This window comes from Actinomycetospora succinea, from assembly GCF_004363095.1.
GTDB classification, from domain to species: Bacteria; Actinomycetota; Actinomycetes; order Mycobacteriales; family Pseudonocardiaceae; genus Actinomycetospora; species Actinomycetospora succinea.
The window spans coordinates 92,341-112,405 of sequence record NZ_SNYO01000005.1 but is presented as its reverse complement, the minus strand read 5'-3'; the positions used below and the strand labels follow the sequence as shown (position 1 = coordinate 112,405).

The 20,065-nt window shown below is 75.6% G+C and carries 21 protein-coding genes; 13 read left to right on the top strand and 8 right to left on the bottom strand.

Features of this window, described 5'->3' with window-relative positions:
- The first annotated feature begins 74 nt into the window (after positions 1-74).
- The gene (locus EV188_RS19075; RefSeq protein ID WP_133827888.1) at positions 75-1,475 is read left to right on the top strand and encodes a class II 3-deoxy-7-phosphoheptulonate synthase; all 1,401 of its coding nucleotides are present in this window, start codon (positions 75-77) and stop codon (positions 1,473-1,475) included.
- A gap of 67 nt (positions 1,476-1,542) precedes the next feature.
- Here the strand turns inward: EV188_RS19075 and EV188_RS19070 are convergent, their stop codons facing one another.
- Entirely contained in the window at positions 1,543-2,829 is a 1,287-nt protein-coding gene (locus EV188_RS19070) for a protein kinase domain-containing protein (protein WP_208114281.1), read from the bottom strand.
- Positions 2,830-2,921: 92 nt separating this feature from the next.
- Between EV188_RS19070 and EV188_RS19065 the strand changes: the two genes are divergently transcribed.
- Both EV188_RS19065 and EV188_RS19060 read left to right on the top strand, forming a co-directional pair.
- A complete protein-coding gene (locus EV188_RS19065) occupies positions 2,922-3,596 on the top strand; it encodes an alpha/beta fold hydrolase (RefSeq protein WP_133827887.1) in 675 nt (224 codons plus the stop codon).
- A gap of 51 nt (positions 3,597-3,647) precedes the next feature.
- Complete coding sequence (locus tag EV188_RS19060) at positions 3,648-4,013, top strand: Rv2175c family DNA-binding protein (RefSeq protein WP_243741823.1); 366 nt, start codon at positions 3,648-3,650, stop codon at positions 4,011-4,013.
- Here EV188_RS19060 and EV188_RS19055 read toward each other — a convergent pair.
- The 4 genes from EV188_RS19055 to EV188_RS19040 are packed head-to-tail and all read right to left on the bottom strand — an operon-like array spanning position 3,982 to position 7,940.
- Positions 3,982-4,341, bottom strand: coding sequence for a hypothetical protein (locus EV188_RS19055; protein WP_133827886.1), 360 nt, complete (start codon positions 4,339-4,341; stop codon positions 3,982-3,984). The genes EV188_RS19060 and EV188_RS19055 overlap by 32 nt on opposite strands.
- Positions 4,338-5,300, bottom strand: a complete 963-nt coding sequence (locus tag EV188_RS19050; RefSeq protein ID WP_133827885.1) for a phytoene/squalene synthase family protein — start codon at positions 5,298-5,300, stop codon at positions 4,338-4,340. The genes EV188_RS19055 and EV188_RS19050 overlap by 4 nt, the downstream gene beginning before the upstream one ends.
- Before the next feature lie 7 nt (positions 5,301-5,307).
- Positions 5,308-6,795, bottom strand: a complete 1,488-nt coding sequence (crtI, locus tag EV188_RS19045; RefSeq protein ID WP_133827884.1) for a phytoene desaturase family protein — start codon at positions 6,793-6,795, stop codon at positions 5,308-5,310.
- Positions 6,792-7,940, bottom strand: coding sequence for a polyprenyl synthetase family protein (locus EV188_RS19040; protein WP_133827883.1), 1,149 nt, complete (start codon positions 7,938-7,940; stop codon positions 6,792-6,794). The genes crtI and EV188_RS19040 overlap by 4 nt, the downstream gene beginning before the upstream one ends.
- A gap of 132 nt (positions 7,941-8,072) precedes the next feature.
- On the opposite strand from EV188_RS19040, the gene EV188_RS19035 reads away from it, so the two are divergent.
- The gene (locus EV188_RS19035; protein WP_133827882.1) at positions 8,073-8,960 is read left to right on the top strand and encodes a methylenetetrahydrofolate reductase; all 888 of its coding nucleotides are present in this window, start codon (positions 8,073-8,075) and stop codon (positions 8,958-8,960) included.
- Between the two features lie 34 nt (positions 8,961-8,994).
- On the opposite strand, the gene EV188_RS19030 is transcribed toward EV188_RS19035, so the two are convergent.
- Together EV188_RS19030 and EV188_RS19025 are read right to left on the bottom strand one after the other, a co-directional pair.
- Positions 8,995-9,708: an LppM family (lipo)protein gene (locus tag EV188_RS19030; protein ID WP_208114280.1), complete on the bottom strand. Its 714-nt coding sequence runs from the start codon at positions 9,706-9,708 to the stop codon at positions 8,995-8,997.
- 35 nt (positions 9,709-9,743) lie between these two features.
- A complete protein-coding gene (locus EV188_RS19025) occupies positions 9,744-10,364 on the bottom strand; it encodes a GNAT family N-acetyltransferase (RefSeq protein ID WP_133827881.1) in 621 nt (206 codons plus the stop codon).
- 316 nt (positions 10,365-10,680) lie between these two features.
- Between EV188_RS19025 and EV188_RS19020 the strand changes: the two genes are divergently transcribed.
- Both EV188_RS19020 and EV188_RS33010 read left to right on the top strand, forming a co-directional pair.
- Positions 10,681-10,974: a hypothetical protein gene (locus EV188_RS19020; RefSeq protein WP_133827880.1), complete on the top strand. Its 294-nt coding sequence runs from the start codon at positions 10,681-10,683 to the stop codon at positions 10,972-10,974.
- Positions 10,975-11,037: 63 nt separating this feature from the next.
- Positions 11,038-11,607: an SAV_6107 family HEPN domain-containing protein gene (locus tag EV188_RS33010; RefSeq protein WP_279536757.1), complete on the top strand. Its 570-nt coding sequence runs from the start codon at positions 11,038-11,040 to the stop codon at positions 11,605-11,607.
- Positions 11,608-11,614: 7 nt separating this feature from the next.
- Here EV188_RS33010 and EV188_RS19010 read toward each other — a convergent pair whose 3' ends face one another.
- Complete coding sequence (locus EV188_RS19010) at positions 11,615-12,451, bottom strand: ParA family protein (protein WP_133827879.1); 837 nt, start codon at positions 12,449-12,451, stop codon at positions 11,615-11,617.
- Positions 12,452-12,544: 93 nt separating this feature from the next.
- Between EV188_RS19010 and EV188_RS19005 the strand changes: the two genes are divergently transcribed.
- From EV188_RS19005 to EV188_RS18975, 7 genes are all read left to right on the top strand, one after another.
- Positions 12,545-13,291, top strand: a complete 747-nt coding sequence (locus EV188_RS19005; protein ID WP_243741822.1) for a class I SAM-dependent methyltransferase — start codon at positions 12,545-12,547, stop codon at positions 13,289-13,291.
- On the top strand, positions 13,288-14,598 hold the full coding sequence (dinB, locus tag EV188_RS19000) for a DNA polymerase IV (protein ID WP_341770780.1): 1,311 nt from the start codon (positions 13,288-13,290) through the stop codon (positions 14,596-14,598). Before EV188_RS19005 ends, dinB begins: the two co-directional genes overlap by 4 nt.
- A gap of 128 nt (positions 14,599-14,726) precedes the next feature.
- Positions 14,727-15,125: a DUF3040 domain-containing protein gene (locus EV188_RS18995; protein ID WP_133827877.1), complete on the top strand. Its 399-nt coding sequence runs from the start codon at positions 14,727-14,729 to the stop codon at positions 15,123-15,125.
- Between the two features lie 584 nt (positions 15,126-15,709).
- Entirely contained in the window at positions 15,710-16,141 is a 432-nt protein-coding gene (gene mraZ, locus EV188_RS18990) for a division/cell wall cluster transcriptional repressor MraZ (protein WP_133827876.1), read from the top strand.
- A gap of 227 nt (positions 16,142-16,368) precedes the next feature.
- A complete protein-coding gene (rsmH, locus tag EV188_RS18985; protein WP_133827875.1) occupies positions 16,369-17,370 on the top strand; it encodes a 16S rRNA (cytosine(1402)-N(4))-methyltransferase RsmH in 1,002 nt (333 codons plus the stop codon).
- Complete coding sequence (gene ftsL, locus EV188_RS18980) at positions 17,367-18,080, top strand: cell division protein FtsL (protein ID WP_133827874.1); 714 nt, start codon at positions 17,367-17,369, stop codon at positions 18,078-18,080. The genes rsmH and ftsL overlap by 4 nt, the downstream gene beginning before the upstream one ends.
- Positions 18,080-19,996 carry a peptidoglycan D,D-transpeptidase FtsI family protein gene (locus EV188_RS18975; RefSeq protein ID WP_133827873.1) on the top strand — a complete coding sequence of 639 codons (1,917 nt, stop codon included), beginning with the start codon at positions 18,080-18,082 and terminating at the stop codon, positions 19,994-19,996. Before ftsL ends, EV188_RS18975 begins: the two co-directional genes overlap by 1 nt.
- The last annotated feature ends 69 nt before the right edge of the window (positions 19,997-20,065 follow it).

Here is a 20,065-nt window from a genome sequence, read left to right as displayed (position 1 = left end):
CGACACGCCTCGCGAGGAGGTCGTCACGGGGAACACAGCCGGCGCCTCGGACCGCACCATTACGCTGATGTGTCGTGTGGTCCGTCGACCTTCCCGTGGATGCTCTTCCCGGCCTGCCCCCGCTGCCCTCCCACCTGCGTGACCGCCTGGACGACGCGTTGTCGCGCCCGGCGCTGCAGCAGCCGGAGTGGCCCGACGCGCAGGCGGTGACGGACGTGCGCACGGTGCTCGAGCACGTCCCGCCGATCACCGTGCCCGCCGAGGTCGACCGGCTGCAGACGCAGCTGGCCGCCGTCGCGCGCGGCGAGGCGTTCCTGCTCCAGGGCGGCGACTGCGCCGAGACCTTCGCCGACAACACCGAGCCGCACCTGCGCGGCAACATCCGCACGCTGCTGCAGATGGCCGTGGTGCTCACCTACGGGGCGTCGCTGCCCGTGGTGAAGATCGGGCGGATCGCCGGGCAGTACGCCAAGCCCCGCTCGTCGGCCACCGACGCGCTCGGCCTGCCGAGCTACCGCGGCGACATGGTCAACTCGCTGGCCGCGCACGCGGAGCGCCGCATCCCCGACCCGGGCCGCATGATCCGCGCGTACGCCAACGCCGGCGCCGCCATGAACCTGGTGCGCGCGCTGACCTCCGGCGGCATGGCCGACCTGCACGAGGTCCACGAGTGGAACCGCGAGTTCGTCCGCACCAGCGCGGCGGGCGAGCGCTACGAGGCCGTCGCGGCGGAGATCGACCGGGCGCTGCGGTTCATGTCCGCGGCCGGGGTCACCGACCACTCGCTGCACGGCACCGAGATCTTTGCCAGCCACGAGGCCCTCGTCCTCGACTACGAGCGGGCCCTGCTGCGCCTCGACTCGCGGGTCGAGGCCACCAGCCGCGAGGACGCGCGCCTGTTCTCCCTCGGCGCCCACTTCCTCTGGATCGGCGAGCGCACCCGCGCCCTCGACGGCGCGCACATCGCGTTCGCCGAGCTGCTCGCCAACCCGATCGGTCTCAAGATCGGGCCGGGCACCACCCCGGAGCAGGCCGTGGAGTACGTCGAGCGCCTCGACCCCCACCGGCAGGCCGGCCGCCTCACCCTGATCTCCCGCATGGGCGCGGGCAAGGTGCGCGACGTGCTCCCGGCGATCGTCGAGAAGGTCACGGCGTCGGGCCACCAGGTCATCTGGCAGTGCGACCCCATGCACGGCAACACCGTCGAGGCGTCCACCGGCTACAAGACCCGGCACTTCGACCAGGTCGTCGACGAGGTCCAGGGCTTCTTCGAGGTCCACCAGCGCCTCGGCACCCACCCCGGCGGCATCCACGTCGAGCTCACCGGCGAGAACGTCACCGAGTGCCTCGGCGGCGCGCAGGACATCTCCGACACCGACCTCGCCGGCCGCTACGAGACGGCCTGCGACCCGCGCCTGAACACCCAGCAGTCGCTGGAGCTGGCGTTCCTGGTGGCGGAGATGCTCAGAGGCTGACCGCGCCGAGGAGGCGCAGGTCGGCGCTCCTGCGTCGCGCCGCTCTGCGTCTCCGGCACGAGGGCGGCTAACCCGGGAGGCCGAGGCCCCACCCGGCGGCCCCGGCCGCCACGGTCGCGATCGCCTCGAGCAGGAGCCAGGCGGCGAGCAGCCGGCGCGAGCGGGACCGCGCGCGCCGGCGCTCGATCTGCTCGATGGCGACGTCGATGTCGTCGACCGTGTCGGTGCGGCGGCGGGCGGGCTGGTCGTCGTCGTGCTCGAGGTCGTCGACGTCGACGTCGTCCTCGTCGTCGGGCTCGTCCGGGAGTTCCTCCCAGGCCTCGCCCTCCCAGGTGTCGTCGTCGGGCTCCTCGGGCTCCTCCCGCGGCGGGCGGCGGGTCCGCGACCGGTCGGTGACGTCGGAGACCTGGTCCCCGTCGAGGTCGAGCAGCCGCGTGCCCCGCAGCGGCCGCGAGCCACCGGTGCTCGCGCGGCGCGGCGGCAGCGGCACCGGGTGGAAGGGCAGGTCGGCGTCGATCCGCACGCCGCGGGCGGCGGCGAGGAACGCGGCGGTGTCGGCGAGGCGGGTCTCCGGGTCGCGGTGCGTCGCGGCGATCACGAGCCGGTCCAGCGCCCGCGGGACGCCGCCGACCACGGACGACGGCGGCGGGACGTCGTTCTGCACGTGACGGCGCGCGACCGACACCGCGTCTCCGCCACCGTGCGGCGGGACGCCCGTGAGCAGCTCGAACAGGACGATCCCGGTGGCGTAGACGTCGCTGCGCGCGTCGGCGCGGCCGTCGGTGACCTGCTCGGGCGCGAGGTAGGCGACGGTGCCCAGCACCATCTCGCCGGAGTCGTCGGGGTCGGTCTCCCACGCGGCCGCGACCAGCCCGAAGTCGGCGACCTTGACCGACCCGTCGCGTCCGATCAGCACGTTCTCCGGCTTCACGTCGCGGTGCACCAGCCCGCGGTCGTGGGCGACCTGCAGCGCCGTCACGATCTGCTCGGCGACCGTCAGCGCCGCCGCGGGGTGCAGACGCCCCTGGTCGCGCAGGACGTCGCGCAGGGTGCCGCCCTCGACGAGCTCCAGGACGAGGAAGACGGTGCCGTCGGGGTCGCGGCCCTGGTCGTGGACGGCGACGATCCCCGGGTGCGCGAGGCGGGCGGCCGCCCGGGCCTCACGCTCGAACCGCCGGACGAAGGCGGGGTCCGAGGCCAGCGAGCGGTCCAGGATCTTGATCGCCACCGGGCGCTCCAGGCGCAGGTCGACGCCCCGGTGCACCACCGACATCCCGCCGCGTGCGAGCACCCCGTCCACCCGGTAGCGGCCCTCCAGCACCGTCCCCTCGGGGTGCGCGGTGGGAGCGGCCATGCGCGCGATGCTACGAGGAGGGTGATGACCTGCGGGGATCCTCGCGCGCGACGCGCCCGGCCCTGTCGGGTGACGGCCCTAGGGTGACCGGCGTGACGACGTGGTTGATGATCCCCGGCGCGGGCGGCGCGGGGTGGTACTGGCACCTGGTGGCGGAGCGGCTGCACGCCCGCGGCGACGAGGTGGTCGCGCCCGACCTGCCGGCCGACGACCCGGCGGCGGGCGTCCCGCGCTACGTCGAGGTCGCGCTCGCCGCCCTGGGCGACCGGCGCGACGTGGTGGTCGTCGGCCAGTCGCTGGGCGGGCCCACCGCCACCGAGATCGCCCGCACGAGGCCCGTGCGCCGGCTCGTGCTGACGAACGCGATGATCCCGGCCGTCGGGGAGAACCCGGGGGACTGGTGGACGGCGTCGGGACACGAGGAGGCCAAGGAGGCCGCGATCCGCGCCGCGGGGCGCGAGGACGCCGGGTTCGACGAGGCCTGGGAGTTCCTGCACGACGTCCCGGCCGACGTCGCCGCGGCCGGCGCCGAGCACCAGCGCGAGCAGACCGACGGCCCGTTCCGCGACGGCTGGTCGCTGCCGGCGTGGCCCGACGTGCCGGTGACGGTCGTCGTCGGTCGGGACGACCGGTTCTTCCCCGCCGACTTCCAGGTCCGCCTGGCCCGCGAGCGCGCCGGGGTCGAGCCGGTGGTGATCCCGGGCGGGCACCTGCTGGCGCTGGCCAACCCGGACGGTCTCGCCGAGGCGCTGATCAACGCGCTCTGAGCCCGGCGCGTACGGGGTCCGAAAGCGCCGCTGCTCTGGCACAGTGACCGCGTGTCCGAGTCCGCCGCCGTCGCCGCCATCGTGGGGCACGACATCGAGGTCGAGACGCTCGCCCAGGTCGCCGAGCGTCTCGGTGTGCCGCGCACACGCGTCAGTCAGATGATCAAGCAGGGCCAGCTGCTGGGGGTCCGCGAGGACGACCGGTGGGTGGTGCCCGCCGCGTTCCTCACCACCGACGGGGTGGTCAAGGGGCTGCCCGGCACCATCCAGGTGCTCCGCGACGGCGGCTACGCCGACGCCGAGATCCTGCGCTGGCTCTTCGCGGACGACGAGTCGCTGCCCGGCATGCCCATCGACGCCCTGCGCTCCGACCGCGGGCGCGAGGTCAAGCGCCGCGCCCAGGCGATGGCGTTCTGAGCATCCCGCGGGTCGCGTCCCCCAGGACGCCGTGGGCGCGCAGCGCCCGCAGCAGACGCATCGTGCGCCCGGCGCCGAGCCGGCGGACGAGTGCGGGCCCCAGCGCCGGCCCGGTCCACGCGCGGACCCGGTCGTCGCCGTCGGTCGCCGTGATCTCGATGAGCGTCGGCCCGTCGCGCTCCACGCCGGCCTCGGCCCGCCACAGGGCCACGCGGTAGTCGGCGAGCGGGAGCACGTCGAGGTCGGGCCCGACGGTGTCCGCCACCGCGGCCGCGACGGCCCGGCAGCGCGTGCACGCCGCGTCGAACGCGAGCACGAGCTCGCTCACGCCGTCACCCGGTGCCGCCAGCGCGTGCCGACGGCGTGCGCGAGGCGGGGGAGGGCGACGGCGGCCCGCCGCCCGTTCCCGACGGCGACGCGCCGGGCGAGGACGTCGTAGTCGGCGGCGACGATCTCGTCGAGGATCCCGCCGTAGAGCACGTGCGCGGTCCGCACGCACGGCCGCGACACCGGGTGGAGCAGGGCGATGCCGCGCTCGGCGCGCCGGTAGACGGCGCGCGTCCGGGCGACGAGGTGGGCCAGCGCCCGGCGCACCCGCGGGTCGGTGCGCCCGGTCGCGCGGCCGTGCGCGAGCAGCTCGCGGTCGACGCCGAACGCGGCGAGCTCGTCGCGGGGCAGGTACACCCGCCCGCGGTCGAGGTCCTCGCCGACGTCGCGCAGGAAGTTGGTGACCTGGAACGCCACGCCGAGGTCGGCGGCGAACGGCGCGGCCTCCTCGCGGGGCACCACCGTGCCGAGCACGGGCAGCACCTGCAGCCCGATCACCGCCGCCGACCCGTGCACGTAGCGGGCGAGGTCGTCGAAGGTCGGGTAGTCGGTGACGGTGAGGTCCATGGCCATCGAGTCCATGAAGTCCTCGAGGTGGCGGTGCTCGATGCCGTAGCGGGCGACGGTGTCCGCCAGCGCCGCGACCACCGGCTCGCCCTCGGCCACGAGCGCGCGCGGGTCGGTGCCCGCGAGCCCGCGGCGCATGCGCGCCCGCACCTCCTCCAGCCGGGCGGCGACGGCGGCGGGCGAGGCGTCCGCCTCGGGGTCGTCGACGACGTCGTCGGCCATCCGCGCGAACCCGTAGAGCGCGTGGATCGCGGGCCGCTGGGCCGGGGCGAGCAGGCGCGTGGCCAGGAAGTACGTGCGCCCGTGGGCGGCGTTGAGCCCGCGGCAGCGGGTGTAGGCGTCGCGGAGCGCGGGGTCGGCGATCCCGGCGGCGTCGAGCTCGGCGGTGCTCACGACCGGCTCATCCCGTGATCCGCGCCGCGGCGAGCTTCCCGGACACCAGCACCGTCGGGACGCCGACGCCCGGCGTGGTCCCCGACCCCGCGAGGACCACGTTGCCCTCGCCGCGCACGAGGTTGCCGGCGCGGAACGGGCCGGTCTGGGCGAACGTGTGCGCGGCCGAGAACGGCGTGCCCGCGGCGAGGCCCAGGCGGCCCCAGTCGTCGGGGGTGATCATGTGCTCCGCGACCGGCTCGCCGAGCTCGATCCCGCGGCCAGCGAGGACCCCGCGCAGCTCGTCGCGGTAGCGCGGCCCGATCCGTTCCCAGTCGAGCGGGGCGAGGTCGGTGTTCGGGGCGGGGGCCAGCACGCTGACCAGCTCGTGGCCCGCGGGCGCGAGCGACGGGTCGGTCGCCGTGGGGTGGGTGACCAGCAACGACGGGTCGGACATCAGCCGCCCGTCGGTGATGATCTCGTCGAACGTGCTCGCCCAGGCGTCGCCGAACGAGATGGTGTGGTGGCCCAGGCCTGTACCGGCCGGGACCCCCGCGTGCCAGACGTACGCCGAGGGCGACCAGCGCGTCGGCACCACCCGCCGCGGGGTGCGCCCGAGCAGGCCGTAGGCGACGGGCAGGTCGCAGGTCAGCACGACGGCGTCGGCGGCGAGGCGGTCGCCGTCGGCCCCCGGCTCGCCGGTCGGGACCGTCCGCAGCGCCCGCACGCGGCCCGCCGAGCGCTCCAGCCCGGTCACCGTCGTGCCGTAGCGGAACTCGGCCCCCGCGTCGGCGGCGGCGTCGGCCAGGGCCTGCGGCAGCGCGCGGACCCCGCCCTTCGGGAAGGAGACGCCGGCGACCGTGTCCATGTAGGCGATCACGGCGTAGGCGGCGAGGGCGCGGGCCGGCGGGACGCCCGCGTAGAGCGCCTGGAAGGAGAAGATCCGCCGCAGCCGCTCGTCGGCGAGGTACTTCCCGATCCGCGGCCCGAGGCGCCCGAAGCCGCCCATCGCGCCCAGGCGGGCGAGGTCGGGGGAGAGGACGTCGAGCGGGGAGTCGAAGTTGGCGTCGATGAACGTCGCCATCTGCACCCGGTAGAGCTCGGTGAGCCAGGCCCGCAGCCGCCGGTAGCCCTCGGCGTCGGCGGCGGAGACCTTCTCGCGGATCTCCTGCTCCATCGCGCCGGGCTCGGTGTGCACGTCGATCGCGGACCCGTCGGCGAACCGCGCGTGGTAGGCGGGGTGGAGGTCGACCATCTCGAGGCGGTCGCCGAGCTTCTCCCCGACGGCGCCGAGGGCCTCCTCGATGAGCTCGGGCATCGTGATGACGGTCGGGCCGGTGTCGAGGCGGAATCCGTCGAGGTCGAGCCGGCCTGCCCGGCCGCCCGGGGTGGGGTCGCGCTCGACGACGGTGACGCGACGGCCCGCGCCGAGCAGGTGCAGCGCCGTCGCCAGCCCGGCGAGGCCCGCGCCCACGACGACGACGTGGTCGGTGGGGGACCGGACGGTCCGGCTCACCGGGCGCGCCGGGTCGCCGCGACGGCCAGGTCGGCGAGCCGTTCCGGGGCCGGCGGCACGAGGGCCGGGGCGTCGGTGCCCCGCACGGCGTCGAGCGCCGAGGCGGTGAGGTCGGCGATGCGCGCCTCGACGTCGTCGACGACACCCAGGGTCTGCATCGCCTCGCGCGCGGCGGCGACGTCGTCGGCCGTGAGGTCGGGCTTGCCGAGGGTGCGCTCGACGACGGCGGCCGTGGCGCGGTCGGGGTGGTTGCGGGTGAGGGCGACGAGCAGGGTGAGCTTGCCCTCGCGCAGGTCGTCGCCCGCGGGCTTGCCGGTGACGGCCGGGTCGCCGAACACGCCGAGCACGTCGTCGCGCAGCTGGAAGGCGATGCCGAGGTCGCGGCCGTAGTGGCGCAGGGCGCGCACGGTGGCGTCGTCGGCCCCGGCGATCGCCGCCCCGAGGTGCAGCGGCCGCTCGATCGTGTAGGCCGCCGTCTTGTAGCGGCTGATCCGCAGCGCGGTCTCGGGCCGCGAGTCCGACGAGGCGTGCCCGCTGACGTCGAGGAACTGCCCGCCGAGGACCTCGGTGCGCATGGCCTGCCACACGGGGCGGGCGCGCCGGATCGCCGTGGGATCGAGGCCGGCGTCGTGGAGCATGTCGTCGGCCCAGGCCAGCGCCACGTCACCGAGCAGGATCGCGACCGCCGCGCCGAACCGGGTCGGGTCGCCCGCCCAGCCCGCGCCGGTGTGCCGCGACGACCACCGTGCGTGCACGGTCGGCTGGCCGCGGCGGGTGGCCGAGTCGTCGATGAGGTCGTCGTGCACGAGCGCGCAGCCCTGGATCAGCTCCAGGGCGCTCACGGCCCGCAGCACGGTCCCGGGGTCGTCCAGCCCGCCCGCGGCCCGCCAGCCCCACCACGCGAACGTCGGGCGCAGGCGCTTGCCGCCCGCGAGGACGAACCGCGTCAGGTCGTCGGTGGCCTCGGCGAACTCCTCGGCCACGTCGAGCGTGTCCTGCCGGCGCCCGGCCAGGTAGTCGGCGAGCTCGGCCGTCACGGCCGCGGGCAGGTCGCGTTCGAGGGAGGCGAGGTCGTACCGGCCGTCGGTGTCGAACGGGTCCGCGGGCCCGTGCCCGATCGTCGTCGAGGCTCCGCCCACCGTCATACGCGCTCTTCCCCTCAGGACGTCCGCCGTGTATGGGAACGAGCGTAGGGGCGTCCGGCGGAACCGGCTGATCGGGCGGTCCCGGTCACAAGCACCCCCCGCGTGAACGCCCTGTCACCGTAGGGTCGCCGGATGGCTACTGTGACGGAGCGCATCCAGCGCGGGGTGCCGACGTTCTCGGCGGAGTTCTTCCCGCCCAAGGACGACGAGGGTGAGGCCACCCTCTGGCGGACCATCCGTGACCTCGAGCCCCTGGACCCGGCCTTCGTGTCGGTCACCTACGGGGCGGGCGGTTCCAGCCGCGACCGCACCGTGCGGACCACGGGGCGCATCGCCACCGACACCACGCTGACGGCGATGGCCCACCTCACGGCCGTGGACGCCTCCCTCGACGACCTCCGTCAGGTGATCGGCTCCTACGCCGCCGCCGGGATCAGCAACGTGCTCGCGATCCGGGGCGACCCTCCCGGGGACAAGGACGCCGACTGGGTGCCCCACCCCGCCGGTCTGAGCTACACCGAGGAGCTGGTGCACATGGTGCGCCGCCTCGGCGACTTCTGCTGCGGTGTCGCGGCCTTCCCCTACCTGCACCCGCGGTCGGTCGACGAGGACTCCGACACCCGCTTCTTCATCCAGAAGGTGAAGGCGGGGGCGGAGTTCGCGATCACCCAGATGTTCTACGACGCCGACCAGTTCCTGCGGATGCGCGACCGGATCGCCGCCGCGGGCTGCGACATCCCGATCATGCCGGGGCTCATGCCGGTGACCACGCCGAAGTCGGCCGAGCGGGGTGCGGACTTCGCGGGCGCGCCGCTGCCGTCGGTGATGAGCGAGCGGCTCGACCCGCTGAAGGACGACAAGGCCGGCTACCGCGACGCGGGGATCGACCTCTGCGTCGAGCTGTCCCAGCGGATGTTCGACGAGGGCGTCACCAACATCCACTACATCAGCATGAACCGCTCGCCCGCCGTCGTGGACGTCGTCGAGCGGCTCGGCATCGCGGCGCGGCCGAGCGTCTGACGGTCCCCGCTGACCCCGTCCTCCCGGGGCGGGGTCAGCGGCGGGCGCGCGTGTGCACCTGGGTGCGCGACGAGTTGGCCAGCAGGAACACGATGGCCACGGCGACCGCGACGACCGCGAGCAGCAGCAGCGCCCAGAGGACCCAGGACGGCGCGTCGGGGTCCGGGTAGTCGACGACCGCGTTGACGTCGGTGACCGTGCCGGGGTTGAACGTCCAGCTGATCACGCCGCCCGCGGCGGTGCCGTCGGTCTGGCGGATCTCGCCGGGGAACGCGATCTTGAGCTGGACGTCGGAGCTCTCCGGCGACACGCGCGTCAGGTCGACCTGGCCGGTGACCACCACGCGGTCGCCGGAGCGGCGCATCTGCACGCGGATCGCCTGGCCCGTCGACGGGCTGATGGCCGGCAGCACCCGGGTGACGTCGTCGAACGTCAGGTCGTCGAAGCGCAGCCGGGAGCCGATGTAGCCGTCCTGCTCGTAGCGCTCGACGGACACGTCGCCGCTGAGCTCGTCGGGCACCTGCAGCGGCGGGCCCGACCCGCCCGGCGCCCCGTCGGGCGTCGCGATGTCGACCACGCCCGAGACGCGGTCGTCGGGGGAGACGGCCATGCCGGCGCGCACCCGCACGCACCCGGCGCCCAGCGTGCCCACGAGCGCGAGGACGACCGCCAGCAGGACCAGGGCGCGGCGGCGGGGCCCGACCGTCCTCACGGGCTCGGCGGTCGGGAGGGGAGCGGTGTCGGGCACCCGCGCATGGTGCCAGGCGCCCCCGACGGTGCCGTTCAGGCGCGGCCCGGGGGAGCGTCCCGGGTGCCCGGCGTCTCCGGCGGGTCGAGCGGCAGGGGGCGCCCGAGCACCGCGAACGGGCGGGGGTCGCTGGTGAAGCGGTGGTGGCGCAGGACGTCGCGGAAGCCGAGGCGCCGGTAGAGCGACCACGCCCGGGTCGGGTTGTCGGCCTCCGGGGTGGAGAGCAGGACGTGCCGGTCGGCGGGGTGGGCGAGCAGCCGGCGGGCCAGCGCCTCGCCGACGCCCCCGCCCTGGACGTCCGGGCGCACGTGCAGCTCGGTGAGCTCGAAGTAGTCGCCCAGGACGGTCTCGGCCAGCTCACGGCCGGCGGCGCCGGAGGCCAGCAGGCCCCGCCGCACCTCCTCGTACCACCACTGCCCGCGGGCGCCGGGGTAGCCGTACGCGATGCCCCACAGCGAGCGGTCGGGCCCGATCGCGGCCGCCGCGTGCCAGCCCGCGCGGCGGGAGTGCTCCACCCACATCGGGCGGCGCTGGCGCACGGTGCCGGCCGGATAGCCCATCGCGCGGACGTAGACGGTGAGCGCCTCGTCGAGCCGCGCCGCGAGATCGTCGGGCGTCAGGTCGACGACGGACGCCCGGGCCGGGGCGGCGGTCACCGGCCGGCTCCCGGACCTGCCCCGGGACCTGACGCGGCGGGGTGCGGCACCCCGCCATCTCACCACGACCGCACACCGCGATGCGGCCCGCGGGGCCACCCGTTCGCGACCCGTCCGACACCCCCTCGAGGCGACTTGACGGCGTCGGACCGAGCGGGTTCACTGGTCCGCATCGAACACATGTTCGATGACTCGGGCGGCGGGGCGGGGGAAGCGCCCCGTCGCCCGGGAGTGCCGCCGGCTCCCCACGGTGGCAGGCACCCACCCGGCCCGAGCCACGGGCCGGGGAGCACGAGCCCGCCGTGGAGGACGCATCGTGGTTCGCAGTCCCTCGCCGGTCCAGGTCCGCTGCGCGGACGGCGACCCCGTCGAGTTCCATCGCCGCCCGAACCGGCGCGACAGCCACTACCTGGTCACCGAGGTCCGTGACCGCTGGATCGAGGAGTCCCGGTGGCCGTTCCTCTCGGCCATGCCCGTCGGGGGCGACCGGTGCCGGTGCTGGCGGGTGCTCGCCTCCCGGTCCGACGAGCCGCACCTGCCGCCCGGCGAGTTCGTGCTGCGCATGCGCTCCGGGCCCGGCGTGTGGGACCTGCGCTGGGCCGATGCCTGACCCCTGCCCGCCCCGTTCCCGCCCGCCCCGTCCCTGCCCGTCCCGTCCCGGAGGAGACCGACCGTGACCAGCGCCCTCGCGATGCCCGGACTGTTCGACACCACCCCGGGCGACCGGCAGTCCGGCCCCACGTCCACCCCGCCGACCGTCCCGACCCCCGCCCCGGGACGCGAGGGCCGCCCGGTGCGCTCCGCCACGCGCGGGGCCACCGGCCGGTCCACGGAGTCGTTCCCGGGGCCCGCCGCCCCGCCGCCGCCACCGCCCTCGAAGACGGTCGTGCAGCTGCTCGGGGCGGCGCGCGACGAGCTGCGGGCGGCCCAGGCCGAGGACGAGCCCGCCGAGCGGTTCCGCTCGGCCCACCTCGGGGCCCTGCGCGCCGCGGCGGCCGTGCTCGCGCTACGGGCCCGGTCCAAGCGCGCCTCGCGCCCCACCGACGCCTGGACGCTGCTCGCCTCGGTGGCCCCGGAGTACGGCGAGTGGGCGGCGTTCTTCGCGGCGCACTCGGCCACGCGCTCGGCGGTCGAGGCCGGCGTGCGGGGTCGCGTGTCACAGCGTGACGCCGACGACATGGTCCGCCAGGCCGACCTGTTCCTCGCCCTCGTCACCCGCACCGTGGCGGGCCGGAGGCACTGAGGGGCGCTCAGGCGTCCGGGGCCTGGCGGGCCCGGGCCCGGTGCGAGCGGCCCGAGCGCGACCGGACGATCCGGCCGAGCAGGCCGTCGAACTGGCTGGAGATCTCCCGGGCGCCCGGGGTGTCCCAGCGCTGGATCGGCACCCCGGCGCCCTGGGCCTGCTGCACGGCGCTGCGGTCGGGCAGCACGCCGGAGAGCACCAGCGGGCCGAAGAGCTCCCGGAGCTCGCCGACGCGGAACTCGTGCTCCGACGACCGCGAGCGGTACTTGTTCACCAGCACACCCAGCGGCTGCAGGTCCGGATTGTGCTCGCGCTCGGCCTGCACTGCCTCGAACGCCCGCTGGACCCCCGACACCGCGAAGATCGTCGGCTCGGTCACCAGCACGGCGCGGTCCACCGCGACCAGCGCGGACCGGGTCAGCTGGCCCAGCGAGGGCGGGCAGTCGATGAGCACCAGGTCGTACGCGGGGACGCCCGTGTCCGGCTCGTCGCCGTTGCGGGGGATGGCGGACAGCAGGCGCGCGAGCCGCCCGAGGCGCTGCGAGTTCGGGTCGGGGTGGTTGTGCCGCTCGACCTCTTCCGAGCCGACGAGGACGTCGACCTCGTCGCCCCACGCGCTGACGCCGATCGAGGACGCGAGCACGGCCGCCGAGGGCCGCTCCATCGCCTGCGCGATCGTGGTCTCGGTGCCCTCGGGCTCGAGCGCCGTCGTCGCGTTGCCCTGGGGGTCGAGATCGACCACCAGGGTGCGCAGACCGGCCCGGAGCGCCGCCCCGGCCAGGCCCAGGACGACGGTCGTCTTGCCGACACCGCCCTTGAGACTCAGGACCGCCGTGACGTGCACGCGGTGAACGTACCGGCCGGACGCGGAGCCTGCCGGAGCCGGACCGCTGATCCTGTGGCGCCGAGCACCCGTCACACGTTCTACGGTGTCGCGGTGACCCGTGCCGCGTCGTTCGCCCCGGTCGACGTCGTCGCGCGCACCCTGCGCGTCGAGCTCACCGCGGCACGCTCCCGGCGCGACGGCGCCGCGCCGCGCGTGCTCGACGTCGGCGGGGGCAGCGGTACCTGGGCGGTGCCGCTGGCCGCGGACGGCTGCGAGGTCACCGTGGTCGACTCCAGCGCCAACGCCCTCGCCGTGCTCCAGAGCCGTGCCCGCGAGTCCGGGGTCGCGTCGGGGGTGCGCGCGATCCAGGGTGACGTCGACGCGCTGGCCGAGTCGGTGGGCGAGGGCGAGGCCGACCTCGTCCTCGGTCACGGGCTGCTCGAGTACGTCGACGACCCCGCCGAGGCGTGCCGCGCGCTCGCCGGCGCCGCGGCCCCGGGCGGGGCGGTCTCGCTGCTCGTCGCCGGGCGCTTCGCGGCCGTGCTCTCGCGGGTCGTCGCCGGCCGGCTGGTCGAGGCGCGCCAGGTGCTCGTCGACCCCACCGGACGCTGGGGCCCGGGCGACCCGCTGCGTCGGCGCATGGACGTCGAGGAGATCCGCACGCTGGTCGAGGCCGGCGGGCAGCTCGCGGTCGAGCGGGTGCAGGGCCACCGGGTGCTCGCCGACCTCGTCCCCGACGGGGTGCTCGAGTCCGGCCCGTCCGACCCGCTCGCCGAGCTCGAGGACATCGCCGCCGGCACCCCGCCGCTGCGCGACATGGCCGCCCGCCTGCACGTCCTCGCCCGGCGGCCGGGCTGAGCGCATCCGCGCCCGCGGGCGCCGACGCCGGGTGCGGTGTCCTGCACGTCGACATGGACGCCTTCTACGCGGCGGTCGAGGTCCGGTCGCGCCCGGAGCTGAGGGGGCGCCCGGTCGTCGTCGGGGGAGGGCCCGAGCGCGGGGTGGTGCTCTCGGCGACCTACGAGGCGCGCGCCTTCGGCGTCCGGTCGGCGATGCCCTCGGCCCGGGCGCACCGGCTCTGCCCGCAGGCCGTGTTCCTCCCGCCCGACTTCGCCGCGTACGCCGAGGTGTCCCGCGCGGTCATGGCCGTGTTCCGCTCGGTGACCCCGCTCGTGCAGCCGCTGAGCCTCGACGAGGCGTTCCTCGACGTGTCCGGCGCGCTGCGCCGCCTCGGCACCACGCCGCTCGGCGTCGCCGCCGCGATCCGCGCGGAGGTCGAGGCGAGCCAGGGGATCACGTGCTCGGTGGGCGTCGCCTCGACGATGTTCGTCGCCAAGCTCGCCTCCCGGGTCGCGAAGCCCGACGGGGTGCACCTCGTCCCCGCCGACGGCGTGCGCGCGTTCCTCGACCCGCTGCCGGTGGGTGCCCTGTGGGGTGTGGGCGCGCGGACCGAGGAGGTGCTCGGCCGCCACGGGATCACCACGGTCGCCGACGTCGCCGCGGCCGGGCCGACGACGATGCGACGCGCGGTGGGGGAGGCGCACGCCGCGCACCTGATCTCCCTGGCGCACGGCGTCGACGAGCGCCGCGTCGACCCGCACGGTCGCGAGAAGTCCGCCGGCGCCGAGGAGACCTTCGCCCACGACCTCGTCGACCCGGCCCTCCGGCGCCGCGAACTGCTGCGCCTCGCGGACCGCGCCGCCCGGATGCTGCGGCAGCGCGGGATGCGCGCGCGGACGGTCGCGCTCAAGGTCCGCTTCGACGACTTCACGACGATCACACGGGCGCGGACGCTCCCGGCGCCCACCGATCTCGCCCGCGACCTCCACGCCACCGCGGTCGACCTCCTCGACGCGCTGGGCCCCATCGCCCCGGTCCGGCTGCTCGGCGTGCGTGGTGAAGGTCTCGTGCCGGCCGACCGCGCGCCCGAACAGATCGTCCTCGGCGAGCCCGAGCACGGGTGGTCCGACGCCGAGCGCGCCGCTGACCTGGCGCGATCCCGCTTCGGCGTTGCGGCGATCCGCCCGGCGAGCCTGCTCGGCGGTCCGGACCCGGAGCGTGCGCGATCTCCGCGGGAGGCCGCGGACCCCGACCGGAACCGTCACCGACCGCATCCGGCTGGTTCCCCTGCGACGACGGACCGGCGCCGAACGGATGATCAGTGACGGCAACACGCCGGTCCGGGTAGTCGGACTGCCGACGGACTCGTAGGATGGTGCTGGGTCATCAGGACGATGCCCGCCAGACCCTGACGGGTCGGGCGAATTTTCCATTCCGGTGCCGGAGGAGAATCATGCCGCTCTCCGAGCACGAGCAGCGTCTGCTCGAGCAGATCGAGCGCGCTCTCTACGACGAGGACCCGAAGTTCGCGTCCACGGTTCGGGGAGGCAAGCTCCGACGCCCGTCACGTCGCCGCCGCATCCAGGGCGTCGCGCTCTTCGTGATCGGCGTCGTGATGCTGGTGCTCGGCGTCGTGCTGTTCAGTACCTCCACGGCGGGCATCATCGTCAGCGTGGTGGGCTTCCTCGCCATGTTCGGCGGTGCCGTCCTGGCGATCACCTCGTTCGGCGCCCGCAAGAAAGAGGCAGCCGCCGAGGGCGACGCCGCGCAGGGCGCCGCCACCGAGAAGGAGCGCAGCCGCTTCACCTCCCGCATGGAGGAACGCTTCCGCCGCCGTTTCGAGCAGGAGTAGATCGCTCCGCTCCCCGGTTTCCCCCGACGCGCCGTCGACCCTCGTGGTCGGCGGCGCGTCGTCGTTTCCGCGGGTCTCGGGGTCGGGAGCGAACGTGGTGTTCGCTGCCTCGACGCGTCGGAAGTCCCCGGTCGCGGGGCGGGCGGGCGAGCCGAGTGAGCCGGCACCGTGATCACGAGCGCGAGATGGACCTCCGACGCGCCTCAGCGGTGCACAGCGCGCTCCTGATCTCCGGCACGGGCCCGGGCTCCCCACCCCGCCCCACCCCGCGCTCCACTCCCACCCACCCGCGCCCCCACGTCGCCCCACCGAGGGCGTCGCACGCCCCCCACCTCCCCCCACCGCGCGCCATCCGCCCTGCTCAGCGGCGGGAAACGGCCCCGGAACGGCGTGTCGGTGGACTCGCGGGGCCCGGAGCCGTCAGGGTCACGCGCGGTTCCCCCACCGCTCCCCACCGTCGCTGACCAGCGAGAACTCCCTCGATCGGGGATCACCACGCTCGCAGGATGGTTTGGTTGTGGGGCCAGGTGGGGTATGGTGGTGAGCAGTGGGGCGAACGGGGCCTCACCGGGGAGGTGGGGGCCGTGTTCCTCGGCACCCATACCCCGAGGTTGGACGACAAGGGCAGGTTGACCTTGCCCGCGAAGTTCCGCGACGAGCTCGCAGGGGGGCTGATGATCACGAAGGGCCAGGACCACTGTCTCTACGTGTTCCCCCGTGACGAGTTCGAGCAGATGGCCCGCAAGGTGGCCGAGGCGCCGTTCACCGACGAGCGGGTGCGCGCGTACCAGCGCTACCTGTTCGCCGGCACCGACGAGCAGCGCCCCGACTCCCAGGGCCGCATCCCGATCGCGGCCGAACTGCGTCGCTACGCCGGGCTCGAGCGGGACTGCACCGTGATCGGTGCGGTCAGCCGCCTCGAGATCTGGGACAGCGCCGCGTGGAGCCGCTACCAGGACGAGCACGAGGCCGGCTACGCCCAGGCTCAGCAGGAAGTGCTGCCCGGCGTCTTCTGACGCCGACCGCACCGACGACAAGCGAACAGGCGGCGCCCCGCGCGGGGCGCACGGTCCGGTGCCGTGAGGCCCCGGCCCGCAGGGCGACGGCCCTGGCGCACCTTCCCCGGCGCCAGGTCCGTCGATCTGCGGACCGGGACGTGACGACATCGGGCCCCCGGGACCACGGGCCGACTCGGCCCGTGGTCCCTGCACACGGTGGGCGACGAGTCGGTGGAGGGCGTGCGGTGGACGAGCACGGGGCGGAGGAGCCCCCGGGGGCGGCCCCGGGCGGCGCGGGCGAGCGCCACGTCCCGGTCCTGCTCGACCGCATCGTCTCCCTGTTCGACCCCGCCCTCGCCGATCGCGACGCCGTCCTCGTCGACGCCACCCTGGGGGCCGGCGGCCACTCCGCCGCGCTCCTTTCTCAGCACTCGAGACTCACTCTTGTGGGTGTTGATAGAGATGAATCGGCGCTGCGGCTTGCCCGAACGCGACTCGCGCCCTACGCCGATCGGACCCACTTCGTCCACGCCGTCTTCGACGCGCTGCCCGAGGTGCTCGACGACCTCGGCTACGACGCCGTCCAGGGCGTGCTGTTCGACCTCGGCGTCTCCTCCATGCAGCTCGACGAGGACGAGCGCGGCTTCTCCTACTCCCGCGACGCGCCCCTGGACATGCGGATGGACCCGACGACCGGCCCGACCGCCGCGGACGTCCTCAACACCTACGCACCCGGCGACCTGATCCGGGTGCTCCACGACTACGGCGAGGAGCGTGCGGCCCGGCGCATCGTCGAGGCCGTCGTGCGTGCCCGGCGGCGGGCTCCGTTGCGGACCAGCGCGGAGCTCGTCGCCCTCCTCGAGAGCGCCATCCCGGCCGCGGCGCGCCGCACCGGCGGCAACCCCGCGAAGCGGACGTTCCAGGCGCTGCGGGTGGAGGTCAACGGCGAGCTCGACGCGGTGACCACGGCCGTCCCGGACGCGGTCCGCGCGCTCGCGGTGGGCGGCCGGGTGGTCGTCATGTCCTACCAGTCCCTGGAGGACCGCATCGTCAAGCGGGTGCTCGCCGAGCACAGCCGCTCGAAGGCTCCACCGGACATGCCGGTGGTGCGCCCCGAGGACGAGCCCGAACTGCGCCTGCTGACCCGCGGCGCGGAGAAGGCCGACGACGACGAGATCGCCGCCAACCCCCGAGCGGCGTCGGTGCGGCTGCGTGCCGCCGAGCGAGTGCGGGAGGCCGCAGCATGAGCAGCGCGACCCTGACCGAGCCCCGCACGGGGACGAGCACGCGCACGACCACGCGCACCGAACCCCGCCGGGACACCGGGCGGGACGCCGCGCGCCGCAGCGGCACGTCGACGCGCCCGGCCGCGTCGACCCGCCCCGCCGCGACGACCGCCCCGGCCGACGCCCGCTCCGGGGGCACCGCGCCGTTCGTGCTCCTGATCATGGTGCTGCTCACCGGCGGCCTGGTCGCGACCCTGTGGCTCTCGACCGCCGCGGCCGCCGACTCCTACCGCCTCGACGAGGCCCGCCAGGTCGCCCGCGACCTCTCCGAGCAGACCGAGCGCCTGCACCGCGACGTCGCGGCCGCGCAGTCCGCGCCCGCACTGGCTGCCGCCGCCCGCGCGCAGGGCATGGTCCCCGCCGGCGAGCCCGCGGTGCTGCTGGTCGCGCCGGACGGGACCTCGCAGGTGATCGGCGACGCCCGGCCCGCACAGGCGGCCGCCCCGCCGCCCACGCCCGCCGCGCCGGCCCAGCCCGCGCCGAACGCCAACGGCGCCCAGGCAGCGACCGACGGGCAGCCGGCCCCGGCCCCCGCCGGCGCCGCGGCGGCCGAGGACCACCTCGCCGCGGTCCCGAGCAACGACCAGCCCCAGAACGACCAGGCCCAGAACGACCGGCCCCGGGACGACCAGCCCCGGGACGACACCGCCGCCACCCCGGTCGGGCAGTGATGGCGCGCAGCGCGCCGACCCTGAGCCGGCCGCCGGCCCGCGCGCCCGGTGGCCGCGCCCCGAGCGGGCGCCGGCCCTCGCCGCCGCCCCCGCCGCCGCGCCGCCCCGCCCGCCGCCCCGCGTCGCGCCCGCCGGACCCGCGGCGCCGGCTGCGCGTCGGCCGGGTGCTGCTGGTGGCCGTGCTGCTGCTGTGCACGCTGAAGCTGGTCGAGGTCCAGGGCATCCGCGCCGGCGAGCTGTCCGCGGACGCGGCGCAGCAGCGCACCACGCGGCTCAACGTGCCGGCCGAGCGCGGCGCGATCCTCGACCGCTACGGCACGCCGCTGGCGTTCAGCGTCGAGGCCAAGGCGCTCGTCGCGAACCCGCGGCGGATCACGGACGACTGGAACGACCCGGCCGTGCGCTCCCAGCCGGGCGCGCCGACGCCGGACCAGCGCAAGTCGGCGATCGCCGTCGGCATGGGCCGCATCCTCGGCCTCGACCCCGGCCCGATCTTCGCGTCGCTGACCTCCGACCGCGCCTACGTCGTGCTCGCCCCGCTGGTCGACCCGGGCGCGGCCCGCCAGGTGCGCGAGGCGTTCCCGGAGATCGCCGAGGAGGACCGCGAGTCGCGCCAGTACCCGGCGGGCGACGTCGCGTCGACCGTCGTCGGCAGCGCCTCCTGGAACATGGACCGCCAGAAGATCCGTGGCTCGATCGGCCTGGAGAGCGCGCTCGACACGACGCTCGCCGGCACCGACGGGTTCCGGGTCGTCGACACCGCCGAGGGCAGCGACGCCGTCATCCCGGGCACCACGCGCGCCGAGCAGCCCGCGCAGGCGGGCCGCGACGTCGTCCTCACCCTCGACACCGACCTGCAGTACGCCGTCGAGCAGCGCCTGCGCGACTACACCGCGCGGGTCGGGGCGCGCAACGGCAGCGCCGTCGTCCTCGACGCGCACACCGGCCAGGTGCTCTCGATGGCCAACTCGGGGGGCTTCAACCCGGCGGCGCCGGGCGCGGCGGGTGCGCAGCTGAGCAACCCGTCGGTGACCTCGCCGTTCGAGCCGGGCTCGGTCAACAAGCTCGTGACGATGGCCGCCGCGATCGAGAACGGCGTCGCCCGACCCGAGGACGTCCTGCAGGTCCCGGGCAGCATCCGGGTCGCCGACCGGACGATCAGCGACGCCTGGTCGCACGGGACGATCAACCTCACGCTCAACGGCGTCCTCGGCCGCTCGTCGAACGTCGGCACGCTGATGACGGCGCAGCGCCTCGGACCGGATCGCTTCAACGCGATGCTGCGCGCGCTCGGGATCGGGCAGCGCACGGGCATCGAGCTGCCCGGCGAGAGCCCCGGGTCGGTGCCGGCCCGCGAGGACTGGTCGGGCTCGACGTTCGGCAACCTGCCGATCGGTCAGGGCCTGTCGATGACGACCCTGCAGATGGCGAGCATGTACCAGGCGGTCGCCAACGACGGCGTCCGCGTGCCGCCGCGAGTGGTCGAGGCCGAGGTCGGCGGGGACGGGGTGCGCATCCCGTCGCCGGCGCCCGAGGGCGTGCGGGCGATGAGCCCGGAGACGGCCCGGACGATGCGCGACATGCTGCAGTCGGTGACCCAGGACGGCCGTGGCGGCAACCGGGGCACCGGGCCCGCGGCGGCGATGCCCGGGTACCCGGTGGCCGGCAAGACCGGGACCGCCCAGCAGGTCGACCCGGGCTGCGGCTGCTACTCGCAGTCGAACTACTGGATCACCTTCGCGGGCATGTTCCCCGCGCAGGACCCGCGCTACATCGTCGCGCTGATGCTCGACCGCCCGCCGGGCGGCGACTCCGCGGCGCCGCTGTTCCACGAGATCGGCAGCTACCTCGCCCAGCACGGGGCCGTGCCGGTGTCGACCGCCCCGCCGCGCGAGGTGCCGCTCACTCTCCCCTGACCCACGGGTCTCAGCCGCCCCGCAGGCCACAGGGCCCGCGGAGCGGCCGCGGAGACGGTGAGTAGCCTG